Raw genomic sequence first — 17,657 nt, 5'->3', positions numbered from 1 at the left:
CCGCTCGCGGCAGCCTCCGCCGCCGCTCCGGACGCCGCGTCGGAGCCGGGTCCGGCGCTGCCACGAGAAGCACGCGGCATCGCCGCTGGTCATGTCTCCCGGCGCGACCGTCGGCCCCGATCGTGCGGCGTTGCAGGAGGTGAGGACGGGCGCTGCGCTCCCGGGATCTCCTGATTACTGAGCCCTCGACATCAGGATGAGCGGCGCTCCGCAGCGAGCCCCGCCCGAAATATCGCCATAAAGGCGGCGGTGATGACTTCTGCGTCGCGGCAGGCCGCTTACGCCGCGGCGAACCGCTCACGGCACGGCGAGCCACCCGCGCTCACCGCTCGTGGCGCGGCAAGCGCGGGTGACTCGGGCGGATCCGGGCGTGGGTGTGGCGTGGTGGCCGGTGGGCGGGTCAGCGGCGGAGGGCTTCGACCGGTTCGATGCGGGCGGCGCGCAGGGCGGGGTAGAGGCCGGCGAGCAGGCCGATCAGCGCACCGGCGGCCGGGGTGATCGCGACGGTCCAGGGGGCGACCACGGCGGTCCAGTCGCGGGCGAGCGCGGTCAGCACCACCACGGCCACGCCGATGCTGCCGCCGACCAGACCGCCGAGCAGGCCGAGCGCGGTGGACTCGGCGAGGAACTGGCCGGCGATGTGGACCGGGCGGGCGCCGAGCGCGCGGCGCAGGCCGATCTCGCCGGTGCGTTCCAGGACCGCGACCAGCGTGGTGTTCGCGATGCCGACCGCGCCGATCACCAGGCAGACCGCGGCGAGCAGCAGGAACAGCGTGTCCAGGTCGGAGGAGACGCCGCCGCGCAGCGACTGCGGGTCGGGCGGGGCGAGCACGGTGAAGCGTTCCGGCGCGTCCGGGCGGAGCGCGACCGCGAGCTGGCCGGCGACCACGGCGGCGGCCCCGGGGCGGGTCTCGACGATCATCTCGGCGCGCGGGTCGGTCGGCGGGCCGTAGGTGTCCATTGCCGTACCGGCCGGGATGATCACGGACAGCAGCAGGTCGGCGCGGCGTTGCAGGTCGTCGATCACGCCGAGCACGGTGTACGGCACGTCGTCGACGAACACGGCCGGGTGCCCGTCCAGCCGGGTGACGCCGAGCCGGGCCGCGGCGGCCGCGCCGAGCACCGCGACCCGTTCGCCGCGCCGGTCGTGGAACGCGTCGAACAGCCGGCCGAGTCGCAGCGACGGCCGCATGGCGGTGAGCGCTGACGGTTCCGCGGCCGCCAGGCCGAGCCCCTGCCCGGCCCGGCCGGGTGCGCCGGGCGCGGCCGCGATCGTCGGCGTGCGCAGCGGCACGGTCCAGTGCAGACCGGCCGCGTTGACCCCGTTGAGCGCGGCCGCGCGATCCGCCGCGTCGTCCGGGAAGGAGAACGCGGTGTCCAGCGGGTCGGCGCCGCCCGCGTCCTTGACCGTCACCTCGGTCACGGCCAGCTCGGTGAACCGGCGGTCGATCTGCCCGCCGGCGGTCGCGGTCAGGCCGAGCACGGCCACGAACGCGGCGATCCCGAGCACGGTGCCGAGCGCGGTCAGCACGGACCGGCCGGGCCGCTGCAGCATGCCGGCCAGCGCCTCGCCTAACAGGTCCGGCACCGCGAGCCGGGAACGGTCAGCCATCGCTCAGCACCCCGTCTCGGATCGTCACGGTCCGGGCCCCGCGCGCGGCCACCACCGGATCGTGGGTGATCACCACCAGCGTGATCCCGGTGGCGTGCAGCGCGTCCAGCAGGTCGAGCACGGTGCCGGCGGTCGCGGAGTCCAGGTTGCCGGTCGGTTCGTCGCACAGCAGCAGGCTCGGCTCGTGCACCAGCGCCCGGGCGATCGCGACCCGTTGCCGTTCGCCGCCGGAGAGCGTGAGCGGCAGCGCGTCCCGCCGGTGGGCGAGCCCGACCCGGTCGAGCGCGTCCCGGGCCGCCGCCAGCCGGCGCCGCCGCGGCACGGCCGCGTAGAGCTGGGCCAGCGCCACGTTCTCGGTCGCGGTCCGGTACGGCAGCAGGTGGAACGACTGGAACACGAAACCGATCCGCCGCCCGCGCAGCGCGGTGCGGGCCGACTCACGCAGCGCACCCACGTCGATGCCGTCCAGCTCGTAGCCGCCCGCGGTCGGCCGGTCCAGCAGGCCGGCCACGTTGAGCAGCGACGACTTGCCGGAGCCGGACGGGCCGACCACGGTCACGTACTCGCCGGGCGCGACGGTCAGGTCGGCCGGTCGCAGCGCGGTCACCGGCGGTGGCCCCGGATAGGTGAGGCCGACGCCGCGGAACCGGATCACCGGCGCGGTCACGGTGCGGACACCACGACCCGGTCGCCCGCGGCCAGCTCACCGCCGGCCGGGGACACCGCCACGAACCCGTCACCGGACGCACCGGCCCGCACTTCGACCCGGGTGACCGCGCCGGTGGCGTCCACGGTGGAGACCGTGGTGCGGCCGTCCGCACCGGCGGACACCGCGGAGAGCGGCACGACCAGCACCTCACCGTCCGTCTGCGCGGCCGTGATCGTCACCCGAACGTCCTGCCCGGCCCACTGCGCGGGCAGCGGCTTCTTCGGCGTGACGAGCACCGGATGGTACGGCCCGGCCGCGTTCCCCGCTTCGCCCTCGGCCGGGGCCGGGTCGGTGGTCAGCTCGCCGACGCTGGTCACGGTCGCGTCCGCGTCCTGACCGAGCGAGTCCGCCCGCAGCGCCGCGGCCTGGTCCGCCCGGATCAGCCCGGCTTGCTCGGGCCGCAGGCGCACGGCGACGCGCAGCGCGCCGGAGGAGAGCACTATCAGCGGCGCCTCGACCTGGTCGCCGACGCGCGCGGTGAAGGTGGAGACCCGGGCGGGCACCTCCGGCACGAACGCGACCTCGTCCAGCGGCACCATCGGGCCGGTGGTGGCGATCAGATCCGCCTCGGCGGCCACCGCGTCCGCGAGCCGGTCCTCCAGCCGGGCGAGCTGCTCGGTCAGCGGCGCCTCGCCGGGCGCGGAGGCCGGGCCGTCCTTGATCCGGCGGCGCATCGCGGACACCTCGGCGTGCGCGGCGTCGACCGCGGCGGCGGCCTCGGTGAGCGCGGGCCGGTCGGTGCGCCCGCCCGGCCCGCCGGTGTCCGGCACGTCGTACCCGGCCTGCTGGTAGAGCCCGCGGACCGCGTCCTTGGTGGCGCCGCCGAACGTGCCGTCCGTGTCACCGCCCTGGTAGTGCCGCAGGTCGCGGAGTGCCTTCTGCAGCTGGGTGACGTCGGCGCCGGTGTCGCCGGGCTTGAGATCGCGGTATGCCGGGACCGCGCCCTTGAGCACGATCAGCGGCCGGCCGGACACCGCGAGCAGCACCTGGCCGGCCTTGACCTCGGCACCGGCCTCGACCCGTGCGGCGGTGAGCACGAGCGTGCCCGCGCCCTCGGCCGCGGTCGGGGTGATCTCCAGGCGGGCGCTCGCCTCGACCGTGCCGCGAGCGACCACCGTGCTGGTCAGCACGCGTTTCTCGACGGCCGCGGTGAGCTGCGTGGGCGGCGGCGGAGAGCTGTCCGCCAGCAGCTGCTGCGGCGACTTGACCAGCGTCGACGCGAGCAGCCCGGCGGTGGACAGCACCGCGCAGACGGCGGCCAGCGCCAGCGTCAGGCGCCGCCGCCGCGCTATCGGCGTCGGCCCCTCGGTCATGTCACCGAGGGGACCGGCAGCCCGGTCTCGATGACGGGCGGGTTCCGCTCCATCTCCTCGGGGCTGATCTCCCTCGACGGGCAGCCGGCGAGCAGCAGCGCGGTCAGGACCGCGAACGGCAGGACCAGGAGGGTACGGGTTCGGCGCGTGATCACTGTCCGGATACCACCTTTGCGGCGTTTCGTAGCAGAGCATCGTAGTGTTTCTGCAGCTCATTGAGCTGTTGTGCGTTGTCCTCTATGGTGCGTCGCTGATATGCCGACTCGACCGCGAAGAAGGTGCCGACCACATTGGTCTCCTGCTTGCAGGCGACGTCGGCCTTCGCGGTCTCCAGCTCGGCCGTGCGCACCGCCTCGTCGTGCCAGCGCGGATCGTTGAGCGCGTCCATCGGGGTGGTGTAGTGGAAGCCGCGGTCGCGCATGCAGGTGCTCCACCGGCCGAACACGGCTTGCACCCGGGAGTCCTGCTCGGCGCGTTTGTGGTCCGCGTTCGCCAGTTGCTCCGGGTTGATCATCGGGGCCTCCGGCCCGCCGGCGCTGAGCGTGCGCATCGCCTCACCGGCACAGCCGCCGGGCGGCACGGCCTGGCCGGCGAGCTGAGACTCGCCCTCACCGGCCCAGAGCGCGGCCTCCTCCGGCGTGGGGTCTCGCTCCTGCCGGGCCTGCCATTCGCCGTCCGGCTTCGGTGCGGGATGATATCCGTACGCGGTGGCGTGAACCGGGTCGAACAGGCCGTAACGGCGGGCGTGGATGACGGTCTCGTTCGGCGGGACGCCCTCGATCACCGGCCAGTCCAGGCCGAAGCGCTGCATGCACTGCCGGCCCAGCATGTTGATCGCCCGGTCCGGGACCTGCCAGGACGTCACGAAGACCAGGTATGGATCGAACGGCAGCACCAGCTCGCTCGCGTCGCGGATGGTCGGTATCGACGCGACCTCCGGCTCGCCTCGGTCGTCGGCTGCCTGACCCTCGCACCCGAGCAGGGCCAGCGCCGCTGTCCCGGCGAGGATCAGGCCGATGGTCCGGCGCATGGAACCCTCCTTCCCAGGTGCCGGCCGGGCGGAATGCACCGCCCGGCCGGCCTCGATGTGTGGTGTTCAGCAGGACGTGGCGCTGGAGTGCGAGCTGAACCGGTCGTTGGCCCAGCCGAGGGCCGTGTAGCCCCAGCTGACCGAGCCGCTGACCTGTCCGTACGGCAGGTGGGTCACGGTCGCGCCGCCGCACCACGAGTCCACGTAGCCGTAGATGCGCACACTGCGACCGTTCCGGGAGGAGCTGGCGTTGTCGCCGACGTGCAGGTTGCTGTTCACGAAGTACAGCGGCCCGTAGTTGCCCTCCTGGTTGAGCGCGCGGTCGTAGATGTAGCCGCCGTAGTTCGTGTGCTGCGAGACCGCGAAGTCAGAGCCGGCGTTGAAGGAGCCGTCCCGGTCCGCCATGGCGGGCGCGGCGAGGCCGGCCGTGACCATCGCGGCGCCGAACGCCACGATGCCGGCGCGTTTGACCGCGCGTACGATGGAGCTGGTTTCCACAGATCCTCCTAGAGATCGGGAACCTGCGGCTGCGGTGCTGAACCCACCGCAGCCGCGCCTGATAACGGGATGCGGGGATCGCGTAATCCCCCGTGTTGCGCCTCCGACCGTACCACTGGTCGATGTTCTCCAAGCCCCGCTTACTGTCGAGAAAGTGTCAGCCAAATCCACCGGAACAAATGTTGAGGTGGCCGTGAGCTGGAGAAATCGATCACTGGACGCGGCATGGGCGGATGGCGATCACGAATGGGTGAACAAACCTAATAATTGTTAGTGCGCAATTGTTGGATGAGCCATACAGGCGGTTTTGGAAATCGCGACCCGACATGTCCGTCAGTTCAGGCGATTACGCAACGGGGCGTCTCGGAGCCGGGCGAGTCGATCGGCGACAAGGGCTATAGAGCCATTCAGCGACGGTACGGCGTGGACCGCCCACAGCCCGCCGGTGCGCTGTTCGTCGTGCAGCGCCCCGGTGTCGACGATCGCGTCCGGCGCGGTGTCGACGATGATCGTGCCGTCCGGCGGCGACGCCGGCCGGTGCCGTGTCGATTTTTCTCGTCGCCGCGCAGATCATCGGCCCGGCGGCTGGATCCAGTCGAAGGTGTGGGTGACCGCGCGCTGCCAGTTGGCGTACTCGGTGGTGCGCAGCGCCGGGTCCATGTCGGGCAGCCACTGGGCGGCGCGGTGCCACAGGTCGCGGAGTGCGGCCAGGTCGGGCCAGTAGCCGACCGCGAGGCCGGCGGCGTAGGCGGCGCCGAGGGAGACGGTCTCCGCGACCATCGGGCGGACCACCGGCACGTCGAGCACGTCCGCGACGAACTGCATCAGCAGGTTGTCGGAGGTCATGCCGCCGTCGACCTTGAGTGTGGTGAGCGCGAGCCCGGAGTCCGCGTTCATCGCGTCGACCACCTCGCGGGTCTGCCAGCCGGTCGCCTCCAGCACCGCGCGGGCCAGGTGCCCCTTGGTGATGTAGCTGGTCAGGCCCACGATCACGCCGCGGGCCGAGCTGCGCCAGTGCGGGGCGTAGAGGCCGGAGAACGCGGGCACGATGTAGCAGCCGCCGTTGTCCCGGACGGTCCGCGCGAGCGTCTCGATCTCGGGCGCGGTGGTGATCAGGCCGAGCTGGTCGCGGAACCACTGCACCAGCGAGCCGGTGACCGCGATCGAGCCCTCCAGCGCGTACGCGGGGGGTGCTCCGGCGATCTGGTAGGCGACCGTGCTGAGCAGCCCGTGCGTGGACGCGACCGGTTCCAGGCCGGTGTGCAGCAGCAGGAAACTGCCGGTGCCGTAGGTGCACTTCGCCTCGCCGGGAGTGAAGCAGGTCTGGCCGAACAGCGCGGCCTGCTGGTCGCCGAGCGCGGCCGCGATCGGCACGCCGGCGAACACCTCGGTGCACGTGCCGAGCAGCCCGACCGACGGCCGGATCGCCGGCAGCATCGCGCGCGGGATGCCGAAGAACGCCAGCAGCTCGTCGTCCCAGCAGAGCGAGCGAAGATCCATCAGGAGGGTACGGGACGCGTTCGTCACGTCCGTGACGTGCAGCCCGCCGGTCAGGTTCCAGATCAGCCAGGTCTCCATGGTGCCGAACAGCACGTCCCCGCGCGCCGCGCGCTCGCGCAGTCCCGGCGTGTGGTCGAGCAGCCAGCGGATCCGCGGCGCGGAGAAGTAGGTGGCCAGCGGCAGCCCGCTGCGTTTCGGCACGCTCTCCGCGCCCGGCGTCGTGGCCAGCGTGTTGACCAGCTCGTCCGTGCGGGTGTCCTGCCAGACGATGGCGCGCGCGACCGGCCGGCCGGTGTGCCGGTCCCAGAGCACGGTGGTCTCGCGCTGGTTGGTGATGCCGAGCGCGGCGACCTGGTCGAGCGTGATCCCGGCGGAGGCGAGCGCGGCCGCGGCGGTCTTCCGCACGTGGTGCCAGATCTCCATCGCGTCGTGCTCGACCCAGCCGGGGCGCGGGTAGTGCTGGTGGTGTTCCTGCTGGGCGACCGCGTGCAGCCGGCCGCGCCGGTCGAAGACGATGCAGCGGGTGGACGTGGTGCCCTGGTCGATCGCGACGACGTACCGCTCGGACATGTCATCCCCCATGGAGGCCCAGGTCCCGGGAGACGGCCCGCGCCGCGTCCCGGACGTATCCGACAAGCCGGGGATGTGGCCGCATGGCCGCGGAGCAGAGTCGCTCGATCGCGCCGGAGATGCCGATCGCGCCGACCACGAGCCCGCCGTAGCCGCGGATCGGTGCGGCGATCGAGGCCTCGCCGGGCGTCAGCTCGCCCACGTCGGAGGCCCAGCCGGTCTCCCGGACCGTCCGTAGTTCGCGGGCGAGGTCGCGGCGCGCGACCAGGGTGCGCCGGGTGAAGGCCTCCATCGTGCGCAAAGAAGCGAAAGCCGCGGAGTCGGACGCGAGCAGCACCTTTCCGAGCGCAGTGGCATGCAACGGCAGCAACGACCCCACATCGAGCGTCTGGAGCGAGTCGTCCGGGCGGAACACGTGGTGCACGACCAGCACCTGTCCCTCCAGGACCGTGCCGATCCGGACCGCCTCGCCGCTGCGCGCGGCCAGCGGATCCGCCCAGTTGATCGAGCGGGAGCGCAGTTCGTTGACGTCCAGGTAGGACGTGCCGAGGTGCAGCAGCGCGGCGCCGAGACGGTACTTCCCGGCCTCGTCCTGCTCGACGAAGCCGACCCGCTGCAGCGTTCGGATGATGCCGTGCGCGGTGCCCTTGGCCAGGTCCAGCGACCGGGCGATCTCCACTATCCCGAGCCGCCCACGGCTGTGCGCGAGCAGCCGCAGCATCGCGGCCGCCCGCTCGATCGACTGCACGGAGCCGGGCACGCATACAGACTCGCCCATGGAGAGCGCGTTCGACAATGCCGACCCGGGTTCGTTGACGATCAATGTTGACCGTCCATAGCGTCAGAACCGGTAACCACAGTGCAATCACTCCGTAACCATGGAGGCAAGATGGCACAGCGATTCAGAATCCCCGGTGGCCTGACCGGCGAGCTGGCCGCGGAGTTCGCCGGGACCCTGATCCTCATCCTGTTCGGGTGCGGCGTCGTCGCACAGGTCGTCGCGGGCGGGATCGGCGACCACGACAGCATCGCCTGGGCGTGGGGCCTGGGCGTCACGCTCGGCGTCTACGTGGCGGGGCGGATCAGCGGCGCGCACCTGAACCCGGCGGTCACGGTCGCGCTCGCGGTCTTCAAGGGCTTCCCGTGGCGCAAGGTCGCACCGTACGCCCTGGCCCAGCTACTCGGCGCGTTCGTCGCGGCGCTGATCGTGCGCTGGAACTATACGGAGGTGCTCAACGCGTTCGACCCCGGTCTGACGATCAAGTCCCAGGGCGTGTTCTCCACGCTGCCCGGCAACGGCGCGCTGCCGGTGGGCGAGTGGGGCGCGTTCCGGGACCAGATCATCGGCACCGCGATCCTGCTGTTCCTGATCCTGGCGGTGACGGACGTGCTGGGCACGCCGCCGGGCGCGAACCTGGCACCGTTCGTGGTCGGGCTGATCGTGGTCGCGATCGGCATGGCGTGGGGCACGGACGCGGGTTACGCGATCAACCCGGCCCGTGACCTCGGACCGCGCCTGGCGTCGTTCCTGACCGGCTATGAAGGGGCGTTCCGGGATCAGAACGGCTATCTCTACTTCTGGATACCGATCGTCGGGCCGCTGATCGGTGGCGTGCTGGGTGCCGGGCTCTACCAGGGCCTGATCGGCCGGTTCCTGCCGGCGCAGCCCGCACCCGTGGCCGAGCCGGACGTGCCGGCCCAGCGTACGAGCGTGTGAAGATCAAATTCAGTTCGGCGTCTGAAAGGAAGGGCACCCATGGCTGACTTCGTCGGCGCGATAGACCAGGGCACGACCAGCACCCGTTTCATGATCTTCGACCACGGTGGCAACGAGGTCGGCCGGCACCAGCTCGAACACGAGCAGATCCTGCCGCAGGCCGGGTGGGTCGAGCACAATCCGATCGAGATCTGGGAGCGCACGGTCGCGGTCGCCCGGACCGCGATGGGCAAGCTCAACCTCGGCGCGACCGACCTGGCCGCGCTCGGCATCACCAACCAGCGCGAGACCACCGTGGTCTGGGACCGGCGCACCGGCCGGCCCTACTACAACGCGATCGTCTGGCAGGACACCCGCACCGACCGGATCGCCTCCGCGCTGGACCGGGAGGGCAAGGGCGACGTCATCCGGCAGAAGGCCGGCCTGCCACCCGCCACGTACTTCTCCGGCGGCAAGATCCAGTGGATCCTGGAGAACGTCGACGGGGTACGGGAGGCGGCCGAGCGCGGCGACGCGATCTTCGGCAACACCGACTCCTGGCTGCTGTGGAACCTCACCGGCGGGGTGGACGGCGGCAGGCACGTCACGGACGTCACGAACGCGTCCCGCACCATGCTGATGAACCTCGAGACGCTGCAGTGGGACGACGAGCTGCTGTCCTTCTTCGACATCCCGCGGGCCATGCTGCCGGAGATCCGGCCGTCGTCCGACCCGTCCGGCTACGGCGTCTGCCGCGTCTCCGGGCCGCTCGGCGGCGAGGTGTCGATCACCGGCGACCTCGGCGACCAGCAGGCGGCCACCGTGGGTCAGGTCTGCTTCAACGTCGGCGAGGCCAAGAACACCTACGGTACGGGCAACTTCATGCTGCTCAACACCGGCACCGAGCTGGTCCGGTCCAGCAACGGGCTGCTCACCACGGTCGCGTACCAGCTCGGCGACGCCGCACCGGTCTACGCGCTGGAGGGCTCGATCGCGGTGACCGGCTCGGCCGTGCAGTGGCTGCGCGACCAGCTCCGCATCATCGGCAACGCGGCGGAGAGCGAGTCCCTCGCGGCGCAGGTCGAGGACAACGGCGGCGTCTACTTCGTGCCCGCGTTCTCCGGGCTGTTCGCGCCGTACTGGCGGTCGGACGCGCGCGGCGCGATCGTCGGCCTGTCCCGCTACAACACGAACGCGCACATCGCCCGCGCCACGCTCGAATCGATCTGCTACCAGAGCCGGGACGTGGTCGAGGCGATGCGCGAGGACTCCGGCGTCACGCTGGACGTGCTCAAGGTCGACGGCGGCGTCACCGCGAACAACCTCTGCATGCAGTTGCAGGCGGACGTGCTCGGCGTGCCGGTCAGCCGGCCCGTGGTCGCGGAGACCACGGCGCTCGGCGCGGCCTACGCGGCCGGGCTCGCGGTCGGCTTCTGGAAGGACGTCAACGAGCTGCGCGCCAACTGGAACGAGTCGCAGCGCTGGACGCCGAACTGGGACGCGGAACAGCGCGAGTCCGGTTACGGCCGGTGGAAGAAGGCCGTGGAACGGACGCTCGGCTGGGTAGACGTGGGCTGATGGACGTCGATCCGGGGCGTATTCGTGCTCGACGGGTGCGCCCCGGGTCCGACGCGGTGCCGTGCAGCAAGGCGGTTCCGAAGCGGGGGCGGACAGTCCGTACCCATGGCGGGATTTTGATCTGAATTGGCGGTGTGCAGCATGTCGGAACTGTCACCCACCGGGCGCGCGGCCGCGATCGAGGCGCTGGCCGGCAGCGAACTGGACGTCGTCGTGATCGGCGGTGGCGTGGTCGGCGCCGGGTGCGCGCTGGACGCGGTCACCCGCGGGCTGAGCGTCGGCCTGGTCGAGGCGCGCGACTGGGCCAGCGGCACGTCCAGCCGGTCCAGCAAGCTCATCCACGGCGGGCTGCGCTACCTGGAGATGCTCGACTTCGGCCTGGTCCGGGAGGCGCTGCGGGAACGCGGCCTGATCCTCTCCGTGCTGGCCCCGCACCTCGCGCGACCGGTGCGCTTCCTCTACCCGCTGCGGCATCGCGCCTGGGAAAGGGCCTATGCCGGCGCCGGCGTGCTGCTCTACGACATGCTCGCGCGGCGCGGCGGGCTGCCACCGCACCGGCACCTGACCCGGCGGCAGGCGCTCCGCGCGTGCGGTGCGCTGAAGAAGGACAGCCTGGTCGGCGCGCTGCAATACTCCGACGCGCAGGTCGACGACGCGCGGCACACGCTGTTCCTGGTCCGGACCGCGGCGGCCTACGGCGCGCACGTCGCCTCCCGCACCCGCGTGGTCGGCTTCCTCCGCGAGGGCGCGCGGGTGACCGGCGTGCGCGTGCGCGACCTGGAGTACGACCGGACGTTCGACATCCGCGCCCGCCAGGTGATCAACGCGACCGGCGTGTGGACCGACGAGACGCAGAGCCTGGTGGGGGAGCGCGGGCAGTTCCACGTGCGCGCGTCCAAGGGTATCCACCTGGTGGTGCCGCGCGACCGGATCCAGTCGACGACCGGCCTGATCCTGCGCACGTCCTCCAGCGTGCTGTTCGTGATCCCGTGGGGACGGCACTGGATCATCGGCACGACGGACAGCGACTGGGAGTTGGGCAAGGCGCATCCGGCGGCGTCCCGCAAGGACATCGACTACCTGCTGTCCGAGGTCAACCGCGTGCTGGTCACGCCGCTGACGCGGGCCGACGTGGAGGGCGTCTACGCCGGGCTGCGCCCGCTGCTGCACGGCGAGTCGGAGTCCACGTCGCAGCTGTCCCGGGAGCACACGGTCGCGTCGCCGCAGCCGGGCCTGGTGGTGGTGGCCGGCGGAAAATATACGACTTATCGCGTGATGGCCGCGGACGCGGTGAACGCGGCCGCGCACAACCTCGGCGGCGCGATACCCCGGTCGGTGACCGCCCGGGTGCCGCTGGCCGGCGCCGAGGGCTTCGCCGCGCTGTGGAACCAGCGGCACCGCCTCGCGGCCTCGTCCGGCCTGCACGTGGCACGGATCGAACACCTGCTCGGCCGGTACGGCGCGCTGATCCACGAGGTGCTGGCGCTGATCGCCGCTGACCCTTCCCTGAAAGCCGCGCTGGCCGGCGCCGACGACTACCTGCGGGCCGAGGTCGTCTACGCGGTCACGTTCGAGGGCGCGCGGCACATCGAGGACGTGCTCACCCGCCGCACCCGCATCTCCATCGAGACGTTCGACCGCGGCCTGGAGGCGCTGCCGGTGGTCGCGGACCTGATGGCCGGCGCGCTCGAATGGACCGACGAGCAGAAGCGCCGCGAGATCTCGCACTACCAGCTCCGGGTGAAGGCCGAACGCGCCTCCCAGGAGGAACCCGACGACGAGACCGCGGACGCCACCCGCCTCGGCGCCCCGGAGGTCGTCCCGCTGGCCTGACCGGCCGCTGTCTGCTGTCTGATTGCGGTTCTCCCAGACGGGTGCGGCATCGACTACCCGCTGAAAACGCCTTCCAGCCCGCCGGACCACACCGAGCCCCGGCCTGCCTGCGGGAACTACCTGCCGTGGTTAGGCTCGATGTCTCTTTCCCTCGCGGAGCGAACGGTGGTCCCGATGAACGTCTACGAGATCATGACGGCGGCACGAGACGCGATGACCGTGCGCCGCGTCTTCGGCGATCCCTACGAACGCGACGGCGTCACGATTATCCCGGCCGCGCTGGTCGCCGGCGGCCTCGGCGCCGGCAGCGGCCGCATCAAAGACCCCAAACAGGACACCGGCGGTACGCCCGGCGCCCCCCACGGCAAGCGCACCGACCGCCACGGCGACGGCGGCGGCTTCGGCATGGCCGCCATCCCGGCCGGTGCCTACAGCATCCGCGCCGGCAAGGTCCGCTGGCATCCCGCCATCAACATCGACCTGCTGATCCTCGCCTCCGCCACCGTCACCACCACCTGGCTCATCACCCGCGCCCTCACCACCCACCACCGCCGATAACGGCTCCACGCTCCACGCTGGATGTCGACCGCGCCCAAGCCCGCAGCCGCTCCACGCTTCACGCTGGAAGTCGACCGCGTTCAAGCCCGCAGCCGCTCCACGCTTCACGCTGGCAGTCGACCGCGCCCAAGCCCGCAGCCGCTCCACGCTCCACGCTCCACAAGCGGGCTCTCAGGCCAGCACTCGTGCGCACGTCCCAGCGGCCGCCGTCGGCCGGCACTATGCCGATGTTCGGGCGCATCGCGCCCGTCGTCCACCCCCGCCGCTCCCAGCCATCGAATAGACTCGATCTTACAAAGGGTGAGACTCAAGATCCTTCCAGCCCTCATCGCTGTTTCCGGCCGCTGGAAACAGCGATGAGGGCTGGAAGGATCTTGCCGTCACCCACAATCGACGGATGCGCGGTGGTCGGTCGCGCCAGCCATCATCCTGCGCAGCAGGAATGCTTCAGTCCGATTCGGGTTCCGTCGTCCCTTTCCTGCCGGTGCGCGATCGCGCACGCGTCGGAATGCCACCGGCGGCGGGCTGAGTCGTACCCCCTCCGGTTCGGTAGGAAAGCTTTTGTGGCCGAAATTTCCCGATAAAGCAGACCAGTGGCCCCATCTGGCCACGCGAGGAGTTCTTGACGGCCTTGGGCCTGGCGCCTGAGTGATCAATCAGTGGAGCAAAAGATAGATCAAAAATCGAAGTTGATCGCTCTTTTGCTCCACTGATTGATCACTCAGGCCGCGGTGGTGGCGTCGCGCGGGCTGGCGGTCTGTGCGGGAGGGTGGAATGTCGCGATATTTCGGGCGCGGAGCGCCCGATTGCCGCGAGCGGGCCGGGTTGCTCGCGCTCTCGGTCGAAGGCCTGGGCAGCGGAGGTGGATCCGAGGGCTGAAGTGGCGGAGGTGGTCCGAGGGGATGGGCAACGGAGGTGGCCCGGGGGCTGAGTGGCGGGGTGGTCCGGGGGCTGAGTGGCGGGGTGGTCCGGAGGGCTGAGTAGCGGAGGTGGTCCGAGGGGGATGGGCAACGGGGGTGGTCCGGGGGCTGAGTGGCGGAGGTGGTCCGAGGGGATGGGCAACGGAGGTGGTCTGGTGAGGGTGCACGGACGTCGGCGGGCGCTTTGTGGATCGCAGGTTGGAGTCCGTGATCAACTTAAGTTGAGTGGCATTGGACCGGTGCCCGCGGGAGCATGCGGTCCGGACCACGCCGGAAGCGGGAATATCCGCATTTTTCTCCTATGCCCCTATGGCCGCGGCACTCCGCGTTCGCACAGGCAGACCGTCCGGCTCCCGAGATCGACCGCACCGTCCCTTGTGTCCGGGGCGCGAAACATGGTCGGGTGGATCACAATGTTGTGAGAGGTATGGCGGGAGGGACGGATGGCGGCTCCGGGAATCGTCCACGGTGGAATGTTCCGTCAGGGAGCAGGTCTCTAGTGGCGGAGCCCAGTCGTCTCGTCCGGGTCGCCGGCGCCGCTGATCGGCCGCTGGGTTATGTGATCGCGGACGGGCTCGTGCTGACCGCGGAGCACCATCCGGGCCGACTCGACGACGCGGTCGAGGTAGAGGACTATCTGGGTCATGCGCCGTCCACGCCGGGCCGGCTGATCTGGTCCGATCCGGTGATGGAGGTCGCGCTCGTCGAGGTGCCGGCCGCCGCGGGGGAGTCCCGCCTGCCGGCGTCGCGGTTCGGCCGGATCCTGTCGTCCGGCACCGAGCTGGAGGTGTCCGCGCTGGCGCTGGTGCGTCCCGACGCGGAAGTGCCGGAGGTTCCGGAGCAGCGCATCCCGCCGGAGGGCGACAACGTGCGGCCGATCGGCACCGCGCGGCCCCGGGGCCACGAGCCGCGGCCGGCGTGGGCCGGTCCGACCCGGCAGACGCGGATCGTGACCGGGCCGCCGGATCCGATCTCCGCGCTCCGCGCGCTCGAGGCGCTGCAACCGCCGGACGACGAGCCGGAAACACCCGCCGACCACGCGGACGAGGACGAGACCACGGATCTGGCCGTGGTGATCCCCGGCCGGGTACGCGTCTCGGACGGTCTCTACCAGCTCGAACTCGACGCCGAACCGCTCCCGCCGGGCCTGGCCGGCGCGCCCGTCTTCGCGCGGGGCCTGCTGCTCGGTGTGATCACCGACGATGCCTTCCGGCCGGGCCGGCGCTCGCTCACGCTCACGCCGGTCTGGCGGCTGCTGCGCGACCGCACGTTCTCCCGCCCGGTCGGACGCTTCACGAAGCGGCCCGTGGTGTCCGAGCCGGTGGAGCTGGCGCACGCGCTGATCGACCCGTACGCGGGCCCGGACCGGGTCGTCGCCCGCGCTGCCGAGGGGCCGTACCCGCCGCTGCTCACCGCGGAGGCCGCGGTCGTGCCGTTCCGTGGCCGGGTGCGGGAGATCCGTGACCTGACCGCGTGGTGCAACGCGGAGGACCGCACCGTCCACATGCTGATGCATGCGCCGTCCGGCGAGGGGAAGACACGGCTCGCGGCCGAACTGCTCACCCGGCTGCGCGCGCAGGGCTGGCTCGGCGGCGTCGCCGGTGACCTGCGGCGGCTGATCGCCGGGCTGGACGCGGTGGACGGGCCGACCGCGCCGACGCTGATCATCGTGGACGACGCGGAGACGCGGCCGGCCGCGCTGCTCGCCGAGGTGCTGGACCGGCTGGCGATGGGCCGGCGCGCCCGGATCCGCGCGCTGATGCTGGCCAAGAGCTCGGGCTCGTGGATGCTCGGGCTCAGCGACCGGACCCGGCTGGCCGGCATCCGCACGCTCGCGCTCGGCCCGCTCTACCCCGATCCGGCGGTGCGCGGGGCGGAGCAGCGCCGGGCCGCGCGCGCGTTCGCCGAGGTCTTCGACCGGGGTATGCCGGGCAGTCCGTACACGGCCGTGGTCGAGCAGACGCCGCGGCCGATGACCGAGGCGCTGCCCGCGTTCGGGCACGCGCTGACGCTGCAGGCCGCGGCGCTGCTCTGGGCGATCGGCCGCCCGCTGCCGGACGCCGGGCGCTACTACCACGATCCGCTGGCCGCGCTGCTCCGGCACGAGGACCGCTACCTCAACCGGGTCGCGGACAAGCACCGGATCACGCCGAACCGGGCCGCCCGCGCGCGGCTGGTCGCGGTCGCCACGCTGTTCGGCGCGACCTCCGCGGACGAGGCCCGCACGCTGCTGGGCAGCCACAACGGCACCGGCGACGTGGACGCGTGGCTGTCCGAGCTCTACCCGGCCGAGCGCGGCGGGCACTGGCGTCCGGTCCGGCCCGCGCTGGTCGCGGAGGAACTGGTGGTCCGCGCGCTGCTGCCGGCCGGTGCCGCGCTGCGCGCCGCCGACCTGGCGTTGTTCGTGCCACGAGCGACACACCATCAGCGGGTACGGATGCTGGCGCTGCTGACCAGCGCGGCCGCCCGGCATCCCGCGCTCGCGGGCGTGCTCCGCGACCTGGTACGCCGCCACCCGGACGCGCTCGCGCCCGCGGTGCCGGACGTGCGGGCGCGGGTGCCGGACCCGAGCCCGCTGCTGCGCGCGTTCGCGGACGTCGGCCCGACCGTCGCGGCGCCCACACCGGCCGCGACCGCCACGCCGGCCGCGCCGATTCCGGACCGGCTCTACGCGTACGTGGCGTCCGCGACCAGCCGCGGCCTGACCTGGTGGCGGATCCTGTGCGAGGTGGACGCGCCCCACCTGCGGCTCAAGGCCACCACCGAGGCGCCGGACGGCGGCGCGCCGCTGGTGATCGCGTCCATCGCGTGGCTGGGCGGGGTGACCGGCCGGCACACGGTGCGCCCGGCGCCGCATCCGGACGAGTGGCACCGCATCGAGATGCCCGCGCCGACCGAGGCCGTGCTCGGCTCCGTCGCCGTGGTCGGCGACCGCAACTTTCCCACGCCCGCGATGCTGCTGGTCTCCCCGGAGCCGCTGACCATCCCGCCGATCCCGGTCGGCCGCGCCACCGAGTCGGCCGGCGGGCAGCTCGGCCGCGCGCTCGGCGCGCTCCCGCTGGCCCGCCCGCCGTCCGCGGCGCCGCCGGATCCGTTCTATCGCTAGGATTCCGCGATGTTCACGCTCCTGACGCCCGCGCTCGACCGGCTCTACGAGGCGTTCGGCCGGGTGCCGCGCCCGGAGTCGGTGCAGCACTGCGAGTGCTGCTTCGACGCCGAGGAGGAGGCCGCGCTGCTGGCCCCGGTGCCGCTGCGTGAGCTGCCCGGGAAGGCGCTCCACCCGTACGCGATGAATGTCATGACGACCGTGGGCGCCGCGGCCGACCTGCGCTACTTCCTGCCGCGCATGCTGGAGGTGAACCTGGCCGGCGACGGCGTGGTCGACCCGGAGTGGCTGCTCATCGCGGTGCGCCGGGCATCGTGGACGACCTGGCCGGCCGCGGAGCAGGACGCGCTGCGGGCGTTCCTGCGGACGTTGTGGACGGCGACGCTGCACGGCCACGAGCTGGAGGTGGACGCGCTGCTCTGCGGCATCGGGCACGCTGAGGGCGACCTGACGCCGTACCTGGAGGAGTGGCAGGCCGCGCTCTCCTCGACGCCGGCGGCGGAAGGGCTGGCGGAGCTGGGGTGCCAGAACGGGCGGCTGACGAACCCGTTCTGGGACGAGCGCCCCGCCCAGCGCGCACAGGTCGAGGCGTGGCTGGCCGGGGACGCGCTGCGCCGGGACGTGCGGGACGCGCTCTACGCGGCCGGGCCGGACGACGACCTGCGCGAGGCGCTCACCGAGATCGATCTCTCCCTCTCATGATCAGGACGTCGCCAGGCGTCATTCAGGTCGTT

At 72.1% G+C, this 17,657-nt stretch carries 14 protein-coding genes; 6 read left to right on the top strand and 8 right to left on the bottom strand.

The window, feature by feature from the left end:
• Positions 1–400: 400 nt before the first annotated feature.
• From J2S43_RS18125 to J2S43_RS18090, 8 genes are all read right to left on the bottom strand, one after another.
• Positions 401–1,612 carry an ABC transporter permease gene (locus tag J2S43_RS18125; protein WP_306830707.1) on the bottom strand — a complete coding sequence of 404 codons (1,212 nt, stop codon included), beginning with the start codon at positions 1,610–1,612 and terminating at the stop codon, positions 401–403.
• Positions 1,605–2,279 carry an ABC transporter ATP-binding protein gene (locus J2S43_RS18120; protein ID WP_306830705.1) on the bottom strand — a complete coding sequence of 225 codons (675 nt, stop codon included), beginning with the start codon at positions 2,277–2,279 and terminating at the stop codon, positions 1,605–1,607. The genes J2S43_RS18125 and J2S43_RS18120 overlap by 8 nt, the downstream gene beginning before the upstream one ends.
• Entirely contained in the window at positions 2,276–3,634 is a 1,359-nt protein-coding gene (locus J2S43_RS18115; RefSeq protein WP_306830703.1) for a permuted SH3 domain-containing protein, read from the bottom strand. Before J2S43_RS18115 ends, J2S43_RS18120 begins: the two co-directional genes overlap by 4 nt.
• Positions 3,631–3,789: a hypothetical protein gene (locus tag J2S43_RS18110; protein WP_306830701.1), complete on the bottom strand. Its 159-nt coding sequence runs from the start codon at positions 3,787–3,789 to the stop codon at positions 3,631–3,633. Before J2S43_RS18110 ends, J2S43_RS18115 begins: the two co-directional genes overlap by 4 nt.
• Entirely contained in the window at positions 3,786–4,664 is an 879-nt protein-coding gene (locus J2S43_RS18105) for a hypothetical protein (protein WP_306830699.1), read from the bottom strand. Before J2S43_RS18105 ends, J2S43_RS18110 begins: the two co-directional genes overlap by 4 nt.
• A gap of 66 nt (positions 4,665–4,730) precedes the next feature.
• Positions 4,731–5,162, bottom strand: coding sequence for a hypothetical protein (locus J2S43_RS18100; RefSeq protein WP_306830697.1), 432 nt, complete (start codon positions 5,160–5,162; stop codon positions 4,731–4,733).
• A 570-nt stretch (positions 5,163–5,732) separates the two neighbouring features.
• Positions 5,733–7,232, bottom strand: a complete 1,500-nt coding sequence (gene glpK, locus J2S43_RS18095) for a glycerol kinase GlpK (RefSeq protein WP_306830696.1) — start codon at positions 7,230–7,232, stop codon at positions 5,733–5,735.
• Position 7,233: 1 nt separating this feature from the next.
• Complete coding sequence (locus tag J2S43_RS18090; protein WP_306839325.1) at positions 7,234–7,992, bottom strand: IclR family transcriptional regulator; 759 nt, start codon at positions 7,990–7,992, stop codon at positions 7,234–7,236.
• A gap of 129 nt (positions 7,993–8,121) precedes the next feature.
• On the opposite strand from J2S43_RS18090, the gene J2S43_RS18085 reads away from it, so the two are divergent.
• From J2S43_RS18085 to J2S43_RS18060, 6 genes are all read left to right on the top strand, one after another.
• A complete protein-coding gene (locus tag J2S43_RS18085) occupies positions 8,122–8,949 on the top strand; it encodes an MIP/aquaporin family protein (protein WP_306830693.1) in 828 nt (275 codons plus the stop codon).
• A 39-nt stretch (positions 8,950–8,988) separates the two neighbouring features.
• Positions 8,989–10,506 (top strand): glycerol kinase GlpK, encoded by a 1,518-nt coding sequence (gene glpK, locus J2S43_RS18080; protein WP_306830691.1) that lies wholly within the window; start codon positions 8,989–8,991, stop codon positions 10,504–10,506.
• A 141-nt stretch (positions 10,507–10,647) separates the two neighbouring features.
• Complete coding sequence (locus J2S43_RS18075) at positions 10,648–12,339, top strand: glycerol-3-phosphate dehydrogenase/oxidase (RefSeq protein ID WP_306830689.1); 1,692 nt, start codon at positions 10,648–10,650, stop codon at positions 12,337–12,339.
• 174 nt (positions 12,340–12,513) lie between these two features.
• On the top strand, positions 12,514–12,897 hold the full coding sequence (locus tag J2S43_RS18070) for a hypothetical protein (protein WP_306830687.1): 384 nt from the start codon (positions 12,514–12,516) through the stop codon (positions 12,895–12,897).
• Between the two features lie 1,419 nt (positions 12,898–14,316).
• Positions 14,317–16,923: a hypothetical protein gene (locus J2S43_RS18065; RefSeq protein WP_306830685.1), complete on the top strand. Its 2,607-nt coding sequence runs from the start codon at positions 14,317–14,319 to the stop codon at positions 16,921–16,923.
• A 9-nt stretch (positions 16,924–16,932) separates the two neighbouring features.
• Positions 16,933–17,625 (top strand): hypothetical protein, encoded by a 693-nt coding sequence (locus tag J2S43_RS18060; RefSeq protein ID WP_306830683.1) that lies wholly within the window; start codon positions 16,933–16,935, stop codon positions 17,623–17,625.
• The last annotated feature ends 32 nt before the right edge of the window (positions 17,626–17,657 follow it).

This window comes from Catenuloplanes nepalensis, assembly GCF_030811575.1.
Taxonomy (GTDB): Bacteria; Actinomycetota; Actinomycetes; order Mycobacteriales; family Micromonosporaceae; genus Catenuloplanes; species Catenuloplanes nepalensis.
Note: the sequence above shows the minus strand (reverse complement) of the source record. Positions and strands in the feature narration are given on the sequence as shown.